This is a genomic window from candidate division Zixibacteria bacterium HGW-Zixibacteria-1 (genome assembly GCA_002838945.1).
In the GTDB taxonomy this organism is placed as follows: domain Bacteria; phylum Zixibacteria; class MSB-5A5; order GN15; family PGXB01; genus PGXB01.
Window position 1 is genome coordinate 62189 of sequence record PGXB01000013.1, and the last position, 19062, is coordinate 81250.

A 19062-nucleotide genomic window follows, 5' to 3' on the forward strand; every position below is an offset into this window, starting at 1 on the left:
ATTCTCTCCATGAATTGATTCCTCGGCAGCATTTATTTTTTTAAATCTGAGATCACACGGCTTTCAACCCAGTAAATATTCGCCTGCCCATTGACGATACCATCCAATGTTTCTATGATACCGTTGTACTTACGCCTGGCAGATGAATAGGCGCTAAGCTGGCTGCGGCTGCTGGTAAAAAAGAAAAACCGGCCATCGGGTGAAACATAAGGACAATAATCCAACGTCGGTGAATTGATAGCTTCACCCATATTGACGGCTTTGGTCCAGGTATCGTTATCAGACTTAAAACTCACATACAGGTCGCCGCCGCCCATATCATCGTCGCGGCCGTACGAGGTAAATATGATATAACTTTCATCGGGCGCGATAAAGGCGTTGAATTCATAAGTATCGCCATTATTAATCGAATCGTTCAGCTTTTCCGGCGGTTGATATTGCCCGTCGATCAATCGGCTGCGGTAGATATCTTCGGTTTTTTCGTACTCGGCCGTAAAGTAAATGGTTCCATCGGCGGTAAGTGAAGGATAAAATTCGTCCTTATCGGTATTGATGGGCGCGCCGAGATTAACCGGCCTGCTCCATCCTGTTTCCTCTTTCTCGACATACCAGATATCATAATCCTTCGGTTCGCCGGAGTCTCCTGTCGGCCGGTTCGAGACAAAATACAACCGGTTGCCGTCGGGCGAAAAGGCCGGTTCGAGATCGCTGTAGTTTCCCGAGAACGATGCGACTTCCGGCAAAGTCCAACGGCCGTTTTCCTGCTTAAGGCAGACCATGGCGTTGATCGGACGGGCGGACAACGTAAAATAGAATTCATTCCCATCCGGCGAGAAAGCGGCATCACGCTCGTTGAAACGGGTCGATACCAGACCGGGAGCGAAGATTTGAATGGTCTGTTGCGGCTCGGTTTGCCCGAGATATTTCCCGGCAAGTTTTGGTGCGGTATCATCTATTTTTTTAATGCACCCAGCCGAAAACAATAATATAAATATGCTTATACCAAGTTTCGCGGATTTAATAATAAACAATTTAACCTCCGATCATGACATATTCCCGAAGTCCGATAATATATTACCACGCCGACTTCATGGATACAAGCAAAAAAGCCATCAGATATAATACGGCTCCCAGAAGCAGGGCTGCGTTGAATCCATAAGCAAAAGCGGCCAGAACAATCAAGGTCGATCCCAGGACCGAACCGGCGCCATTGACCGCAAAGCCCCAGTCAATCAGTTCCTTTACCCTCAAGGTTCCTTTCGGGAACGGCATGCCCATAAAGAAGCCGAGAGGGCAGATCAGAAGCATTGCAGTAATGATTCTCGGGACAATGGTCAGATGACCGAGTTGATATGTCAGGTTTCGGAAAAGAAATATATCAAGAAGAATCCAGATAATTATTCCGGCAAATGGAACCAGATTGCTGACTTTATCGGCGAAACGACTCCCGATACCGGAGCAGACGAGAAGTGTCAATAGGATGGCAATGATGCTGTAAACCGAAGGCCCGATAAAGAGCGTATATTTCTGGATAAGGATTATTTCCACCGCCATAAAGGCCATCCCGATCAGGAAGAAGTACAGCCAGGGTGCTATTCGCAATTTGGAACCGGCCTTCAAGTACGGTATCAGGTTTAAAGGGATAATTATGGCAATCACCACCAGAAGGATGATGCCGATAATTATTTTTGACAGGGGGAATCCGAGGAATTCATAGGGCAGCACTTTTTCGAGATTTTCGCTTGTAAAGTTTTTCCATAAACCCATCTGGGCCACGAATGGCTGATTGTCGGTGCTGGGCGAGATATCGATTACGGCCGAGTCGGTCTCATTTTCCCAGCCGTTCAGGACAATCCGGTTGATAAGGTTATCTTTGGTGGAATCGGGCGCAGGATAAAGAAGATGAATATATTCATAAACCTCGGGGGTTAACTCGCCGAAGGCATTGTTGCGGATATCGTCGGTCAGCGGCTGTTTCGAAAGAAGAATCATATTGCGCCGCATCTGCGGCAGATCGTACACCGCAAAATGCGCGGTAACATCTTCGACTCCTTGTTTCTTGAGGGCGTTCTTTAGCTCACTCACAAGCCGCGGCATGTAGAACTGATGCTCCATCATCATGAAGCCGCTGTCGGAAAGCGATTTCCAGTAGTCCTCGAAAGCCTCGGTGGTAAACAGGTAGTTTTCGGCCAGGGCAAAGGCGCCTGAAGCCAGCGCCGCCCAGGTGTTGGAACTCAGCGAATAGATGACGTCGAATTTATTTTCAAAACGCTGCACATAGGCGCGGGCATCTTCGGTCGCGACTGTCACGCGCGGATCATCATATATATGCCCCGAATATTCCGCCAGTTCACCCGCGAGCATCATCTGATTTATATGCGGGTTGACTTCGACAGCATGAACTTCGGTTGCTCCGTGCTGCAAGGCTTGCAATACATCAACCCCGCCGCCGGATCCCAGCGAGAGAAAGGTTCAGGAGTCGAATCGTTTGATAAGATTGCCGACATCGATACCGAATTCGAAAAGCTCCGAGTCAGGTTTGTTCCAGCTGCCATCGAACGGATACACCGGCGAGTTGGCGACATTGTCGATGTTAATTCCGCGATAGCCCGCCGGAAAGTCATAGACTTTGATTTTGGACATAGCGTCCCAGTGCCGATAAACAATCGGCGCGCGTTCCTCGCGCTGCATCTCGAGCAAATTTTCCGAATATGATGTCATAACCAGGGCGCCTGCCGCCAGTAACAGCGGAAGAAGCCTCAGCCATTTCCGGGCCGCCATCAACGAGGCCAGGAAAATCGGAATCGAACACAAAAAAGTGGCTACCGGCGTGCCCCACCGATTCATGAGCAGCACCGCCACGGCCACGCCGATTCCGGCGCCGATCAGATCGGCCATATATAAGCGGGGCATATCATAATGAAATTTCTTGAACAAGATCGCTAATCCAATGCCGCCAAAATAAAATGCCGAACTCAGCAGGGCAACGGTAATGACAAGTTTGCCGACCATACCCCAGCTGCTGAAAAGCTCCGAAAAACGCATTCCGAGCCTAAAAACCAGAGGCGGCCCGATTATGGCCATCAGGCCGGCCAGGGATAAAATCAGCCCAAGGCTGTCCCGGTGCCCGATGGATGGAATCAACCTGAGTGTCAGGGCTCCCAGCCCGAGGCCGAGAATGGCCAGCGATAGAATCAAAAAGGCGAAAGTATAAAAAAATTCCGCCGAAAAAATCCGCGTCCAGATTATTTCAAGCGCGATAAGGGTAATCGACATAAATGCAATGATTAAATACTTACTGCCTCTCACAATAATATCTCCCGTATCTAAAATGTTGTCGATTCTGTATGGCAATGAGAAAGGGTCTTTGGATGAGCAAATCAAACATGTATATGATTACGTCAATAGACCTTGAAGGTTTCGCCATATTCAACGGCCCGGTTCGATCAATCTCTGAAATAATAGGACATAAATTGTATTGTATATCAAATAGATGTTACATTTACCAAAAAGCCTATTGACGGCCTGTCGCAATAAACTATATTTGATAATAGGGTATTGTATCGGAGTTTTCACGTAGTGTATGCCGGTTCTATCGGGCATCATTCGCTTATCCGGCGTTATTTAGTAAGTTATTTGAATCATTTATTATCAAGGAGGAGCTATGGGTACCTTTACCGGCAAAGGCAAAATGTATGAAGTCGATGAGAATGACTTTTTGCTCGATTCGGGCGGGTGGGATGAAGGTTTCGCCGAAATGATGGCGGATAAATTGGGCATGACCCACGGTCTGACAAAAGAGCAATGGGATGTGATCAGGTACATTCGAAAGAGCTTCAATGAGAATGGCCGCTGCCCCCTTGTCTATGAGACCTGCCGGCAGAATGGCCTTAACCTGAGGGAATTAAAAAGGCTGTTTCCGACCGGCTATCTTCGCGGCGCCTGCCGTCTGGCGGGAATAACATATCGGGAAGGTTACCTCGGACAGGCCTATCTGCCGAAAACCGCTGATGACTTGAATATTATCTCGGCCTCGAAAAAATATCGGGTCGATGTGCGCGGTTTTCTGATCGACCCCAATGACTGGGATGAGTATTATGCCGCGCACCGGGCCTATGATGCCAAGATTCCGGGCGGCCAGCTGACCGAAAAACACTGGGACATCCTGCATTATCTTCGCAATTACTACAAGGAGAATAATGATATCCCGACGGTTTATCAGACTTGCGAGGATAACAAGATCGAATTGAGCGAGCTCGAAACGCTGTTCCCCGATGGTTATCACCGGGGCGCGGTAAAGATCGCCGGTCTGCGCGTGCGATAATCAAATTTGATTGTACCTTACAATGACAGGCGTGATTCAGTCGGATACGAACGATATCCCCAGCGCCTGCATCAGTCCGGTCATGCCTTCGGTCGCTTTGGCACGGATGAATATGTCCGAAATACGATCGGTATAATTGGACGGCTCGACATTGATTTCCAGTATCGAGGTTCCGTTGCTCTTGGCCAGCGGCGGGATCAATGCCGCCGGCATCACTTCACCGGTGGTGCCGATTAGAATAAAGAGATCCGACATTTGCGCTTCCAGAACCGCCTTGGAATAAACTTCCTGAGGAACGGTCTCGCCGAAAAAGACAAAATCCGGTTTCAAGAGGCCGCCGCATTGACGACAGCAGGGGGGAAGCTCATCGAGATTGATCTGCGATACATGATACCGCCCGGCGCAATTGTCACAGATCAGGTACTGTGAATTGCCGTGGAACTCATATACTTCTTTGCTTCCGGCCGCTTGATGGAGATTGTCGATATTTTGCGTGATGACGGTCTGGAGTATTTCTTTCTTTTCCAGTTCGGCCAGGGCCAGATGTGCGGCATTGGGTCTGGCACTGCCGAAAAAATCATAAAATATTTCCTTGATGACCGGCCATGATTTAGCCGGATGCGCCCGGAAATAATTTATCTCCAGGTAGCCCGGGTCGTACTTCTCCCATAATCCGCCCTCGCCGCGGAAGGGCGGGATACCACTCTCGACCGAAATCCCCGCACCGGTAAAAGCGGTGATTCTTTGGGAACTCCTGACCAGTTCGGCCGCCTGATTGAAAATACTCATGATATCGACGTCGATGAAAAATTATGGATTTACGATGATTCTCGACTGACCTTTCGGCAGGACCTTGCCAATAACGGCCGCATGCGCGATACCATTGTCGGTCAGTGTTCTGATTAAATCATCCGCCTTATTCCCCGCGGCCGATATCAGCAATCCGCCGGAAGTCTGGGCATCATTCAAAATCAGCTGCATGATCTCGGAAATTTTTGAATCATACTTTACATTGGGTGCGGTAAAGGCGAAATTGTCGCGCGTCCCTCCGGGGATAACGCCCGACACCGCCAGGTCCATGGTTCCGGGCAGAAGCGGCACCGAGCCGGCGCCGATCACGGCCGTCTTATCCGATCCGGCCATCATTTCCATCAAATGTCCCAGCAGGCCGAAACCGGTTATATCGGTGGCGGCATTGACTCCGACCGATTGCATGGCCTCGGCGGCGGCTTTATTCAACGCTGTCATGGTCTCCACCAGCGTCTTTTCATGCGCCTTTTCCAGCAAACCCTGTTTCATGGCGGTCGAGAGAATTCCGGTGCCGATCGGTTTGGTCAAAATCAACACATCACCTTCCTGGGCGGTCCGGTTAGTGACGATACGCGCCGGATCGATCAGCCCGGTCACGGCGAGGCCGTATTTCGGCTCGGTGTCATCGACCGTATGTCCGCCGATGATGGCAATTCCCGCCTCGTCGGCGACCGCCTGCGCCCCGGCAAGCATTTTTTCCAGGACTTCCATCGGCAGACGGTTGCTCGGGAAACCGACCACATTGAGAGCGAAAATCGGCCTTCCGCCCATGGCATATATATCGCTGAGCGAATTGGCGGCGGCAATGGCCCCGAACTGAAACGGATCATCCACAATCGGCGTGAAAAAATCAACCGTCTGCACGATGGCGGTTTTATCGTCGATACGATATACCGCGGCATCATCCGATGTATCGGTTCCGACCAGAATATTGGCATCATGCGGCGCCGGCATCTTTCTGAGGATCTCCTCGAGAAGCTGCGGCCGCAATTTACAGGCACATCCCAGGCCATGCGTGTATTGAGTTAATTTGATTTCACCCGCGGCCGCTGTGACAATGGCCGCCCCGGTCGGCTGAAGTCGCTGCACGACGGAAATGATTTCTTCGATGGTACGATCGATCTCATCCGCGGTCGTGAACCGGCCGATCGAAAAGCGAATGGTCCCCATGGCGTACTCAAGCGGAACCTTCATGGCCTGCAGGACACTGGAGACATCGATATTGTCGCTATGGCAGGCGGCACCGGCCGAGGCCGCGACTCCCTTCAACTCCGAGAGAATGGTATTGGCTTCCAGCCCTCTGAAACTGATACTGGCGGTGTTGGGCAGACGCCTGTCGTAATGACCATTGATTTTTATATCCGGATATTTTTGTTTGATGCCGTTCTCCAGCCGATCGCGCAGTTTTTTCAGATGCGGCTGATGTTTCTCCAGTTCCGCCTCGACCAATTCGCAGGCTTTGCCCAGGCCGACCATCTCAATCACATTCTCGGTTCCGGCCCGTTTATTCATCTCATGGTCGGCGCCATGCACCTGCTTCTCGAGTTTGATGCCGGACCTGATGTACAGCGCGCCGATGCCCTTGGGCGCATACAGTTTGTGTCCGGCAATCGAAAGCAGATCGACATCGAGCTCATCGACTCGCACCGGCACCTTGCCGATCGACTGGGCGCAGTCGGAATGAAACAGGATACCGTGCCTGTGGGCAATTCCGGCCAGTTCGGCGATCGGTTCGATCGTGCCCACTTCGTTATTGGCATGCATGATGGTCACCAGGATCGTCTGCGGCGTGATGGCATCCTCGAGCCGGGCGGGATCGACCAGGCCATATTCATCCACCGGTAAATAAGTGACCCGACAGCCGGATTCTTCGAGATATTTGCAGACCTCGGTAACCGCTGGGTGTTCAATCGCCGACGTTATGATATGATTGCCTTTGTCGCGATAGGCCCGCGCCACCCCTTTGATGGCATAATTGTTCGATTCCGAACCGCCGCTGGTAAATATGATTTCATAGGCGTTGCACCCGAGCATCAAAGCGATCTGTTTTCGGGCGGTTTCGACCGCCTTTTTAGCGGTAATGCCATAGTCATGACTGCTGGACGGGTTGCCGAAATGTTCGTGGATATAGGGAAGCATCGCCTCGGCCACCCGCGGGTCAATCGGCGTGGTCGCATTGTAATCAAGATATATCGGTTTCATAGTACGTCTCTATCCCTGCCGGTACAGGAAGCCGAATGTATGATATGCCGTCTATCGGGCTCTCATACCGGCGATTTTGACCGCGCCCCGGTGATAACCGTCGGGGAACAGCTTCTCCAGTTCTTCGATGGTTATACGGCCGGCCTCGCAGGTCTCATAGACGGTGGGAACCGTCCCGGTATCCTGGAACGATTGGCGCAGGTATTCGATTATTTTCCAGTGCTTCTCGGTCAGTTCGGCCGGAATTTTCATCTCGAAAGCCTTGAACAGGGCGAAATGCTCGTCCCATTCATCCGGGTCGATCAAAAAGCCGCGCACATCGACATTGTAGGTCTTGTTAATCGGGATCGGTTCAATATCCTCGGCGGTGGCCAAAAGCCAGGAATGCCCGATATAGCCCTCTTTATAAGTCACACCGGCCAGCTTGCAGGCGCAGCGAAGATAACCGGTTGGAAAAAGCTCTTTTAAATCGGCCAAATTTAAATTGTTGACCCGGCAGGTTTTATAGACGACCGGGCACATCCCGGTGTTGGTGAGCGAATCATGAATGTAGTGAATTATGTGCCAATGGTCGTCGGTCAGGCCGCCCTCGACACCACACCCGGCCGCCATGCCCTCGGCGAAATCCTCATCCCAGGTCTTGAAATCGGCCAGAAAGCCGTCGTCATCGACTTTGTATTCTTTGTCTTTATACTTAAATGTAGCCATAGCAACTCCCATCCTTGACTTTATATATATTTCAAAAAGCCAAACGCTTTACCTTTTCAGTTATAGAAAGATAATTAATTCCGGTCGGTTTGGCAAGGTTTGGGGGGGAGTAAAAAGTGGGACTATTAAACATTCAGGTCGCCAAATAATGTGTTTTGACCAAAAGATGTCATCTTGCTCTTTAATAAGATTACTCCTGCGTCAAAGTAAAATTCAAATAGCATTGACTTTTTTGATAAAATCCATTTTCTATAAAAGGTAAAATGAGGTGATTACGGATTAGCTTTTTCTAATATTTATATTGACTTGTGGTAGAAAGATAAATAAATTTAAAAGAGTTCGGCATCTTGATTTGCAATTTAGATAAAAACATGAATATGGATTTGTATGTGTTAGTTGATGTAGTTGTACTGTTATAGTATGGACAATAGGCAACAATATTAGATATATGAAAAGTAGATTTTTAGTATCCATAAATCCCGAATTACTTCGCTGGGCGAGAGAATCTATTGGCCTTAGTCAAAGTGAGGCAGCCCAAAAAATAAATAGAATTTCCGTAGGGAAATTGGCGTCATGGGAAAAGGGCGAATCATCCCCATCAATAATCCAGCTTCGTAAAATTTCAGATGTTTACAAAAGACCACTTGCAGCATTTTATCTACAAAGCCCGCCAAAGGACTTTCGTATAATTCAAGACTATAGATTATCACCCTTTAAAACAAATATTGAGGCTTCACCTGAATTGTTGTTATCCACGCGTAATGCTGAGTTAAAGAGAGAAGAGGCAATAGAGATTGCAGAAGTCTTGGGTAATAAAATTCAGATATTTAATAAAACTACGACAATGGAGTCAGATATTGATAATTTGGCAAATGAAATTAGGAAATATCTAAATATTGATATTGAGATTCAGAAAAAATGGCGAAACAGCTACATTGCATTTAAGAATTGGAAAAATGTATTGGAGAGCAAAGATATTTTGATCTTTCAGACCAGCGGCATATCAGAACAAGAAATGAGTGGTTTTTCAATAAGCGCAACACAATACCCCGTGATCTCGGTTAATGGCAGAAATGCCTATAGTAGACGAGTGTTTACACTATTTCATGAATTTTGTCATTTACTACTGAAAAATGGTGGAGTATGTGATTTAGTGGAATTCAGAAAAATGGGAACGGCAAATCAACAGATAGAGAGTTTTTGTAATCGATTTTCGGGTGCATTTCTGATGCCTGCTGCATCCTTGTCAAGCGAAAATATCGTCCAAATGCATGGTACATCCACGAAATGGAAAGACATTGAGTTACAGCAATTGGCCACTATGTACAGTGTAAGTCGTGAAGTAGTCCTACGTAGATTAGTAGAATTGCGGATGTCTACTATTGATTTTTATTTCGACAAACTTCAGGAATACAGTGAACAATACAAAAGAAAAGAATCGGGTGAAAGTGGTGGCTATCTTGATTATTTCAGAAGACCCATAATTAACTTTGGCAGAAATTATGTTGCTCTCGTCCTTGAAGCATATTATGAAAGGTTCATTACTGCAAGTTCATTATCGGATTACCTCGGGGTCCGATTGAAGCATTTGTCAGATATTGAGAATGAAATATGGAAATAACTGCCAAATATTGTTTTGACACAAGTGCATTTATAGAACCTTGGAATACATTTTATCCAATGGAACAATTCCCTTTGCTTTGGAGTAACATTGAGTCATTGATGTTGGAACAAGTGATTGTTTCACCTTTGGAAGTATATTTCGAAATTAATAAAAAGGACGATAGTCTATTCGAATGGATAAAAAACAAAAAGTCATTATTCCTTGATTTGAATAGTGAAATTGAAATATCGGTAAAATTGATAATGAGCAGGTTTCCGAAATTAGTCGATGAAAGGAAAAATAAATCTGTGGCAGATCCCTTTGTTATTGCGCTTGCTCATGTAACAGGGACAAAAGTCGTAACCTTTGAAAAAGGTGGTACAGATAGTAGACCCAAGATACCAAATGTCTGCAGAGATTTGGCAGTTGACTGTATTGGTTTTATCGACTTTATCCGCAATGAACAATGGGTATTTTAGCAATAAGATATCCTATTGGCATAATTCCAAATTACCACTTGCCATCCCGGATCAGCCGGTCGAGCACCTCGGCCACGAATTCCGGTTTGACCTTGCCGCCGGTGATATCGATCGCGCCCAGAAGTTTGCCATCGGCGCCGGTAATCTCGATATAGACATCCCTGACCGCGTCAGAATTGTGATAGACCGGTTTGACATAGTCGGTCGGACGGATTTCATGCGAATGCGGGTTTGACCGTTTGTCTTCACCGGGCGCTTCCTGTTGCTCCATGCGGTTCCATATAATCAACCGCTGATCATAGTTGGAGCCGACTGTGACCGTATACCGCTTTTGGGCCCCGGGTTTGATGAGAATAGTGCCCTCGGCGACCGGGCCGCCGGCTATCTGATGCCCCAGCGTTCCCAGTTCTTCACCAACTTGATCAAGATATTCGCGGTAGTACTGCTCGTTGGCCAGTTCGGAAGTGAATTCCTTTTTAAGCTGTGTAAAGGCAAAACTTGTGTCGGCGGAAAGTGTATCCATACCAAGATCAATCACCCACACTTGAACCTTGCCGGTCTCCGGCGCCATCATGGAATGCATGACTTTGGGGTTGCAGCCGCAGGCAATGACAAAAGCTAATCCCAGTATCAACATAGCACATGATTTGTTAAATATCCCGGTTCTGCCACGAATCATGACATACCCCTCATATCAAAATATTGATTGATCCCGCATTAGAATGCGCCTGATGATGCAATTGAATTGTTCAGTTTATCGGCGCCGGAATATGGCGCCGATAAAGATAATTAATCGATTACATAATTATGACCAACTTGCCGATCTGGCTGCCATATTCCGATTCGACCGACCAGTAATAGATCCCCGAGACAACCGCCTGCGTATTGCGCGTGATTAAATCCCAGCGCTCATGCATGGCGCGCGGCGAATCCTTGGGATAGTCATGCTCTATTTCGCGGATAATATCGCCGTCGATGCTGAAAATCCGGATGGTGCATTTATTCGGCAGGTTGGTAAAGTGTATCGACCGGGTTCGTTCCCCGATCAGCCCTTCCTGAGGGATCAGGGTGCCGCCAAAGACCGAATCGACATAGTCGCGCCCTTCGAAACCGTTACCGGCATAGTTTCCGTCGATCCGGTAAGGATTGGGATAGACGACGACATTGAGTTTCTGATTTTCAATGGCGCTGTTGTCGTTCAGGGCATACTCGGCGACATAGTTCTTGTGAGGCGGCGTTTCCAGCGAGGCCAGACCGCTGCTCGGCGAACCATAATCGAAAGCCGTGACCGCAACATAGTACAAACGTGATGGAAGCAGATACGTGATGCTGAATTCATATTCGAAATACCGGAACAGGCCCTCCTCCGTCAGTTCCTCGGGATAATGAACCCGGGCGGTGTCGAGGTTGAGGGTCGTCGGGTATGGTTCCTCGGGATAAACCTTGTGAATGCCGTTCGGATCAGTGAGATCATCGGCGTTCCAATCCTGCTTTGAGAAATAGAAAACGGAATCACCCCAGATAAAATGATTGTCGATATCATAGATATTGGGGTCGAGACCGTCACCATATAATATCTTGAGCGAATCAAGATAGTAGGGAGGATCCTTTAATTCCCAGACATTCCTCCGGCTGTTCCAGACATGTTTATTGTAATCCTCGACATCAAACGAGGCAATCACATAGAAATCGGAAGCTATCGGCGACAGCGACATATATACCCGGTATCCTTCGAAATCGATAATATTGCTGAAGACATCTTTTTCCGTCTCGGAGCGGAAGCCGTTCCACCGTATCCTCAATTCCCCCTGGTTGAACTCATTGACACTCGGATATACCATGCTTCTCACGGTATCTTTATTCTCATCGATTATCCACATTTCGGGCGCGGGAGGCGGCGCGGCGCCGCGGAAGTCGGGAACGCGGTCGCCCTCATAATAAATGGTGTCGGCATCAAGATATACCACTCTTGGCTCGATTACCAGCGGGTCGAGGCTGGTAGTGTCATAGACAATGGTGGAATCATAGGCGCAGATACGGTACTTGCCGCGGTATCCGTCTCCGTCGGTATCGACGCCCGGATTATCATAGATCCATGCCGCCCACATCGAGTTAATGCCCAGGTCACTGAAGTCCAATTGATTGTAAAACGGGTATGGATCATTGGCGTCGAATAGATTCATAAAGGCGTTGCAATTGGTGTGCAGATCCTCTCCTCCGATATAGGCAAAACTCATCGGGAGTACCTCGCCCGGGTCGATATCAAACGGCCCGCATGACAGCAAATAGCGGGTGTCGAAGCCATCGGCGAAATCATACGCCTGAGGTCCTCTCGGGAGCCAGCCGGCGGCGGTATTATCGACCGCGCTGAAAAGTTGATCATAGTCGAATTCGCCATGGCGCATGATATAATATTTATTCTTGTCGCCTTCGGGCGTGCCCAGGAAGCCGCCGAAATCTCGGAACGGATCATCAAGCGTGCCCGCTTTGCGGGGACCGAAATCCATCGGCGCGGCGCCGTTGGAAATCCACCAGTTGAAAGCATAATCGAGCGAATCGGACGGGGTGCGAATGACACGTATGCCGGTGACTGCGGTCACCGCGGCGGTCGAATAAGGGCAGGGCGAATCCATGTCGCGGCCGTCGTTGTCGGCAATATAGGCAATGTTGATGGTATCCAGGAAACCGCACCCCTGTGGGGAGGGGATATCGAGCTTGAAACCGCAGATGTCATCATCATATCCTTCACCGTTTTCACCCATCTGCACATCGGCGTCGACATAAAAACCCATATATACTTGTTCCAGTGTCCTGCGGCTTATATTCTTGATGGAGTAGTCGAACAGGACAAAATCCTCGGCATACGAATAACTCCAGGCATAGCTTCTCTGGGTGACTTCGATACCGAGCGGAATATGCGGCCGCCCGTCCCGTGTATCAATATCGACATGCTGGGGATTGGTAACGGTATCCGTATACATGGCAATATAATCCTGCTCGGATATTGCCTCCGGATCTTTATTGAGAAGCGAATGATAAATTATTCTTCCGCGCGGCTCGGGATCGGGCCAGAGTTCCTTGGTTCCCGACCAGCCGTCGGCCCCGACCGAAACGAGCGTGTCACGGCCGATTACGGCGCCAATCCAGAAGGCCCCCGCGAAAAGATAACTCGCCTGCCCCGGGTAAGGATATATGCATGACGGGGCGTCACCGCCAAAAGGATCGCTGGCGCCGGATATAAAACCTTTGCCGAAGTGCCCCTGATTGGTAACGGTTATTCCGATCCGGCCGATCTTGTGGCAGGCGACTGTTACAAATGGTTCATCAGCCGATATCTTTCCGACAAAATTGGACTGTTCGGACAGGTCGTATTTCGCCCGCCCGAATGTCAGAACCGGGGCGGCTGTGAATAACAATACTATGATTGAATATTTTAGAAATTTTTTCATAAGGCAAACATCTGTATATTTTGATAGCTCATTTCTTCTCCGACGGACAGACAATTTATACTCCAACCGCCTGTAATATTATCCGGTTTGTGCAGATATATAATTTAAGCTATTTTCCCCGCAAATGCAAGCCCGTAAGACAATTCGGCGTGCACATCAAAGGACAATTTCGGTATTTATCGGGCTATTGACTCCTTAACGAAATACGACTGATTCTCAGAATCCTTTTCACCTCTATGAAATATTGACGCCGCAGAATAAAATATGTTGAGAAATAATCGGCGTGCCGGGGCCGACCATCTTTCCAAATTGAGACCTAATATATTGCAAGGCAATGAATTGATTGTCCGTCGGGCCAAATTTTTAACGGGTATTACACGGAACTTTTGGTAAATAAAAATGTTTTAATTAAACAAATACACCTGAATTTGTGGAAAAAGAATCGTATCAGTGTGAATGATTCACTATTAATGGGACTATGGAATCTTCATCATATATCAGGAAATTAACACGACCTTAAAAAGGTCTCATGTCATAGGAAAGGACTGCTGAATGCGAATGGAACGATTGGTAATGCTGGTAATCTCCGCCGTTATTATCCTGACTATTCCCGGTATGGCTGCGGCTGAAGGATCAATGTCGGTAAAGGGCATCGGCCCCCGCCTGGGATTGGGTATAAATCCGGATCAATTTGTCGTCGGAGTTCAGGCGAGTATGGGCCAAATATTTAAAGTAGCGCGCCTGGCGCCGAGTATCGATGTTGGATTCGGCGATCATGTCACCGACGTTACTTTTAATGCCGACTTGCAGTTGACATTACTCAAGCCCCCTAAATCGACGGCTTCCTTTTACGGCCTGGTCGGTCCGACCCTGATATATCTTGATCCCGACTTCGGAGACAGCAACACCGAAATCGGCATCAGTATCGGGGGCGGGTTGAAAATTCCAATGGGAGAAAGCAGCCTTTATAATCTGGAAGCCCGTGTCGGTCTGGGCGATATTCCGGATTTCAAACTTATGCTCGGCGTCTATTTCGGCGGAGCCTCAAAGAAAGACAAGTCATAATCAATATATAATTAACTCAGGACCGGCATTTAATTGGTTCGGTCTTTTTAAGAAACATTATGCATTTCGAAAACGAGAAAAAAAGCGGCTTTTCGGCCAAAGCCATCATTGTCGCGATAGCAGTTTTGATCATATTGATCATATTTCTTCAGAATACCGGAGTCGTGACCTTCCGGTTGTTTTTCTGGAGTTTCAGCATGTCTCAGATTCTGCTGTTGCCGTTGATCTTTTTGGTCGGCTTTGTCGCCGGTTTTATAACGAATCTGGTTTTGTCGCGGAAGAAATCGGAATAGCTCCGGCCTTTACAAGGGCCGTTATCTCTTTCGATTTCCGGGCAATATCTGGCGTCCGACGGACAGCCATTTCAATATCGAATATCCCATAAACTGTATCATGATGGGGAAGCTCTTCTCTTTGGGTTCATGGAAAGTCATGATAAAAAATGCCGCTATCAGCCGCATCAGGCCCGATATGACAAAGAGAATATGGTAATTTACGATGGTTTGCCCCATAATCGGCCAGTGGATATGATGCCAGCTTTCGGCCAGGATTCCACCTATTATAGATGACATAAAGAAGGCCAGCCCGGTAACAACCGAGAACATGGCCAGGTATATGGTCCGGCCCTTCCTGGGGCTGTTGGCTATCGGTATATTGAAGGCGGCCAGGTTGAAGCCGGCCCAGAGCGCGCCGGAATATACAGCCTCAAAAGCCAGAATTCCCAGGTGCCCCGGGCGTGGGACAAGCCAGAGCATGGGAACAACGGCGATGCCGAAAGCGCAGAAGACCGCCACCGGTTTGCTGCCGAAGCGGTCAATCAGAATTCCCCATGGTTTATTCAATAATATCGCGGCCAGCGCGGCGACACTCGAGTATATCGAGATCAGGGTAAAACTCATGTCGAGATTAATAAGCATGTGCGGTGCAAAAAATGAGGCGGAAATACCGAGGGCAAAATTCCAGTAGAAAAATATTTTTATCAGATAGGTAAAATTCCGGTCCTTCAGAGGGGATAAAAAGTAGGACCAGCTGACATCGGTCTTAATTGTCTCGGGTGGCCGGTCGGGTAATCTGTTGAGCAGAATTACTGCTGCCAGGGCAAACAGACAACCGGCCGCGATAATTACCGCGAAGCCGCTGTTTTCACGGTCTATCGCCCTGAATTCGTCGAGGATTATACCGCCGAGAATAGTCGCCGTCATGGTGGCAATGGCCACCGCGGCGCTTCGGTTTCCCAGATATCGCCCTCGAATCTTCTCCGGAACCAGGTCGGCTATCCATGATAACCACCCGGCGGTTGCCAGCATGGTGGCGATATTGGAAATGATAACGATTAAAATCATCGCCTCCAGCCGCCAATTTCCGGCGAAAAATATTACCGGAAGCATCAGCCACCAGATTTGCCGCGCGACGGCTGAATTCCAGACCGCCATCCTCTTTCTCTGGCCGGTTCGATCCGAAAAATAGGCCGAGACTATCTGCGCCGATTGAGCCAGAAAGGGAATTGCGGCCAGCAGACCGATATGAAAATCATTGGCTCCGAATAAAAGGGCCAGACCGGTAAGAAAAGCCCCACCGGTGACGGTGATAAAAACGGTTGCGAAAGCTCCTTCCACCGATAAGAAAAGAAGCTGCTTTCTTACAAGAGTGGTCCCGTTATGATCTAAAAAAGTACCGTTTGTTTCCAAGCTGCCGTTCCGTCTATTTCATATGAATCCGCATTAACCACACAACACAACCATCATGGCATGGGAAAATGATACCAAAGGTCGTCGAAGTCAAGAAGAGTATTTTTTTATTCCTCTCGAAATTGCCAATTACGGTTTTATGATCCGATCAATAATCTCCCTGTCATCCGGCAGGAGTTCGGCATCGACCAAACGGGGGACAAGCTCCCGCCAGGATTCATCAATCAGGAAAACCTGCTTGAAAATGGGCAGCGAACTTTCGACTTCACCGGCTGTAACCAGGGTTGCGGCATACCAGAAAAGCACTTCCGGATTTCCGGGGGCCATCTCCGAAGCCTTCATATATTCCTCTTTGGCCCTTACGAAATCCTTTTCGGTGATGTATATGTCACCTTTATCCATATGCTCGTAGGCGCGCGAGATATTCAGCAATCGCCGCAGTTCTACCAGCGGTTCGGGTGAATCATCGACGCGGATATCAATCAGTCGATCTTTCCACGGCATCCCGGTCGGGGTGCCCGAGACGACCACCATCGCCGCCGACTGTTTGCCCCGAATATCGCCGCCCTCATTTTGCGCCGCTTCGAGGGCGGCCATCATTTTGTCGGCCAAATCACCCTCACTGTTTTCGAAAGCTTTTGCCATAGCCGGCCAAACCGTTGCATTGCGCATTAAATTGGTCTGAACCGAGTAATTTTTGCCGATCAAATGCCCCGCTTCGGCGATGCATTTGCCTCCGGTATGAGTCGCGACAACGCCGTTTTTATCAATCATGGCCACCTGCCTGACAGCATTATCCGGGTCGGAGACCAGAAGACCTTCCAATGCCTGCTCGGCCGATTTTCCATTGCGCATCATGGCCAGCCCCAGCGGGCCGTACGAAAACTCGACCAGTGATTGAGTCGCGACCGCCCCGATCCCCGGCTCCAGCCAGATAACATCACCTACCTTGAACCAATGCGATTGTACTGCCGCACCGAACTGCCCGGTGGCCGAATCATAACAGACAATTGAAAAGGTATTGACCGGCCGGATGGGGAGATCCCTTTGATCCTGAGCGAACCCGCCGACTGATATTATTAACATCAGCAGGCATGTTATGAAAAATCGTCGCATAAAAGCTCCTTTCGAATTGCTATAAAGAAGGATATCAATGTCATGATTCTTATCGCTTGCTTGGAACATCTCCGGTTCGGAGCATGTATTCCACATATTCCTCGACCGTCATCCGTGGACGGTATAATTCATTCCAATCGGATTCGCTTTCAAGTTTCTCGGCATACTTGGTACAGTACTCGAAGAGTTTTGAAAGGTCTTTAAACTGTGGTTTAAACAGACCGCCTGCTTTCAAGACAAACAAGGGGATATGGATAATCTTCATGGCCGACTTATAGGCCAGGATAAATTTCTCAGCGGCCTGGTCGAAGGTGAGCGGGGTTGATCCCTGGGCATTAAAAGTGCGATTGACGAGATTTTTTCTGAAAGCTTCGGCGACCATCCGGCCATAATCATCACCCGCAATCCAGTAAATTGGGTGCGGAGGGCGGCCCATGATGGCCAGTCTGTTGCCCTGTACAAAAAGCGGCAGCGATTCATGGAACCAGCTCGGGCGGAAAATAATATAGGGGTGGCCGGATCCCTTGATCAGTTCCTCCGCTTCATATTTCTGGTCGGCATCGAGCCACCACCCGTCGGTCGGTCTGACGCCCAAACCACTCAGCTTGGAAATAACAATATCATCACGGTCGGCCAGCGCCTCGATGACATTTTTGGTGCCGTCGAGTTCGGGCCGGAAGGCGGCCTTGTGCCGCAAGGTGGCCAGATTGAGATAGACAATATCGGCGCCGACAGCGGCCCGGCGAATGGAGTCTATATTTGTAAGGTCCCCTTCGACAATTTCGGTCTCGGACGGAAGCAGCGCGGCAGCTTTGGCTTTATCACGAGCCATGGTCCTGACGGCGAAACCTTCCTTGAGAAGCCGCCTGACCACCGGTCTTCCCAGCATCCCATGCCCGCCGATGATAAGGATTTTTTTCATAATTCCCTTCTCCTGAAAAGTGCATTTTACAATCTATACGGTGTTGATATTTTGAAAGCAAGGAGGAATTGGAGCGAGACTGGCCAGATTTGTGAACAGCTAGGGTAGGCAAGAATTCTACAAATCTAGTCAAAAAGAAATAAAAAAGGATATAGGAAATAAAAAAAATCTATTTTTATCTTGACAATTTTGGCGTTTTGGCGATTATAAGAATAATCCGCTTATGCGGAGGTGGATGGTGAACGCCATCGGGCCCGTAAGGGCCTTTTTATTTATATGAATTTTTTCCCAAAGATTTTTCCATGATGTTGATAGTATTTCTTCTGTAATATTTCAATTACATTTTTAGCAAAGGGGGCAATATTTTTGGATAATAAATTTTGCTCGAATAAGATTTCATTCCTACTTGGATGAGCAAGAATATCGGCGAGTTGTAAGCCTGAGATATTATTTGCTTTTGGTTTTATTTTTAGTTTTTTACTGGTCAGTCTACTCTGAAATCTGTCGGGATCGACAAAGTCTGTACCCTGCTGCCATAATCCCTCAAAAGAATGCTTTAATCTTGTATCCTCTTTGCCACCCCTGGACTCAGCCATGACATGAAGTTCCCCCGATTTAGTGGACACGGAGAAAGGATACTATTATTATGATTCTTTCTCATCCTGAGTCCCGAAGGACAGGAGGTGTTCAGATGTT

At 48.4% G+C, this 19062-nt stretch carries 17 protein-coding genes; 5 read left to right on the top strand and 12 right to left on the bottom strand.

Annotated elements, in window-relative coordinates; genetic code table 11:
* Positions 1 to 32: 32 nt before the first annotated feature.
* The 3 genes from CVT49_07030 to CVT49_07040 are packed head-to-tail and all read right to left on the bottom strand — an operon-like array spanning position 33 to position 3276.
* Complete coding sequence (locus CVT49_07030; GenBank protein PKK83765.1) at positions 33 to 1031, bottom strand: hypothetical protein; 999 nt, start codon at positions 1029 to 1031, stop codon at positions 33 to 35.
* Positions 1032 to 1074: 43 nt separating this feature from the next.
* A complete protein-coding gene (locus tag CVT49_07035; protein PKK83766.1) occupies positions 1075 to 2433 on the bottom strand; it encodes a hypothetical protein in 1359 nt (452 codons plus the stop codon).
* A gap of 39 nt (positions 2434 to 2472) precedes the next feature.
* Positions 2473 to 3276, bottom strand: coding sequence for a hypothetical protein (locus CVT49_07040; protein ID PKK83767.1), 804 nt, complete (start codon positions 3274 to 3276; stop codon positions 2473 to 2475).
* Between the two features lie 388 nt (positions 3277 to 3664).
* On the opposite strand from CVT49_07040, the gene CVT49_07045 reads away from it, so the two are divergent.
* A complete protein-coding gene (locus CVT49_07045; protein PKK83768.1) occupies positions 3665 to 4324 on the top strand; it encodes a sulfurtransferase TusE in 660 nt (219 codons plus the stop codon).
* Positions 4325 to 4360: 36 nt separating this feature from the next.
* On the opposite strand, the gene CVT49_07050 is transcribed toward CVT49_07045, so the two are convergent.
* Genes CVT49_07050 through CVT49_07060 form a run of 3 tightly spaced genes read right to left on the bottom strand, consistent with a single transcriptional unit; the run spans position 4361 to position 8056 of the window.
* Positions 4361 to 5113: an RNA polymerase subunit sigma gene (locus CVT49_07050; protein ID PKK83769.1), complete on the bottom strand. Its 753-nt coding sequence runs from the start codon at positions 5111 to 5113 to the stop codon at positions 4361 to 4363.
* 21 nt (positions 5114 to 5134) lie between these two features.
* Positions 5135 to 7336, bottom strand: coding sequence for a selenide, water dikinase SelD (locus CVT49_07055; protein ID PKK83770.1), 2202 nt, complete (start codon positions 7334 to 7336; stop codon positions 5135 to 5137).
* A gap of 51 nt (positions 7337 to 7387) precedes the next feature.
* Positions 7388 to 8056 (bottom strand): sulfurtransferase TusE, encoded by a 669-nt coding sequence (locus CVT49_07060; GenBank protein ID PKK83771.1) that lies wholly within the window; start codon positions 8054 to 8056, stop codon positions 7388 to 7390.
* 436 nt (positions 8057 to 8492) lie between these two features.
* Here CVT49_07060 and CVT49_07065 point away from each other — a divergent pair, with 436 nt between their 5' ends.
* Both CVT49_07065 and CVT49_07070 read left to right on the top strand, forming a co-directional pair.
* Positions 8493 to 9665 (top strand): hypothetical protein, encoded by a 1173-nt coding sequence (locus tag CVT49_07065; protein ID PKK83772.1) that lies wholly within the window; start codon positions 8493 to 8495, stop codon positions 9663 to 9665.
* The gene (locus tag CVT49_07070; GenBank protein PKK83773.1) at positions 9656 to 10126 is read left to right on the top strand and encodes a DUF4411 domain-containing protein; all 471 of its coding nucleotides are present in this window, start codon (positions 9656 to 9658) and stop codon (positions 10124 to 10126) included. The genes CVT49_07065 and CVT49_07070 overlap by 10 nt, the downstream gene beginning before the upstream one ends.
* A gap of 31 nt (positions 10127 to 10157) precedes the next feature.
* Here CVT49_07070 and CVT49_07075 read toward each other — a convergent pair whose 3' ends face one another.
* Positions 10158 to 10805: a hypothetical protein gene (locus tag CVT49_07075; GenBank protein ID PKK83774.1), complete on the bottom strand. Its 648-nt coding sequence runs from the start codon at positions 10803 to 10805 to the stop codon at positions 10158 to 10160.
* Between the two features lie 118 nt (positions 10806 to 10923).
* Positions 10924 to 13575, bottom strand: coding sequence for a hypothetical protein (locus CVT49_07080; protein ID PKK83775.1), 2652 nt, complete (start codon positions 13573 to 13575; stop codon positions 10924 to 10926).
* Between the two features lie 552 nt (positions 13576 to 14127).
* Here CVT49_07080 and CVT49_07085 point away from each other — a divergent pair.
* Both CVT49_07085 and CVT49_07090 read left to right on the top strand, forming a co-directional pair.
* Positions 14128 to 14640, top strand: coding sequence for a hypothetical protein (locus CVT49_07085; protein PKK83776.1), 513 nt, complete (start codon positions 14128 to 14130; stop codon positions 14638 to 14640).
* 59 nt (positions 14641 to 14699) lie between these two features.
* Positions 14700 to 14933 carry a hypothetical protein gene (locus CVT49_07090; GenBank protein PKK83777.1) on the top strand — a complete coding sequence of 78 codons (234 nt, stop codon included), beginning with the start codon at positions 14700 to 14702 and terminating at the stop codon, positions 14931 to 14933.
* 21 nt (positions 14934 to 14954) lie between these two features.
* On the opposite strand, the gene CVT49_07095 is transcribed toward CVT49_07090, so the two are convergent.
* From CVT49_07095 to CVT49_07110, 4 genes are all read right to left on the bottom strand, one after another.
* Entirely contained in the window at positions 14955 to 16328 is a 1374-nt protein-coding gene (locus CVT49_07095; GenBank protein PKK83778.1) for a hypothetical protein, read from the bottom strand.
* A 129-nt stretch (positions 16329 to 16457) separates the two neighbouring features.
* Positions 16458 to 17444, bottom strand: coding sequence for a Zn-dependent protease (locus CVT49_07100; GenBank protein ID PKK83785.1), 987 nt, complete (start codon positions 17442 to 17444; stop codon positions 16458 to 16460).
* 49 nt (positions 17445 to 17493) lie between these two features.
* The gene (locus CVT49_07105; protein PKK83779.1) at positions 17494 to 18366 is read right to left on the bottom strand and encodes a hypothetical protein; all 873 of its coding nucleotides are present in this window, start codon (positions 18364 to 18366) and stop codon (positions 17494 to 17496) included.
* Positions 18367 to 18638: 272 nt separating this feature from the next.
* Entirely contained in the window at positions 18639 to 18962 is a 324-nt protein-coding gene (locus CVT49_07110) for a hypothetical protein (GenBank protein PKK83780.1), read from the bottom strand.
* Positions 18963 to 19062 lie beyond the last annotated feature (100 nt).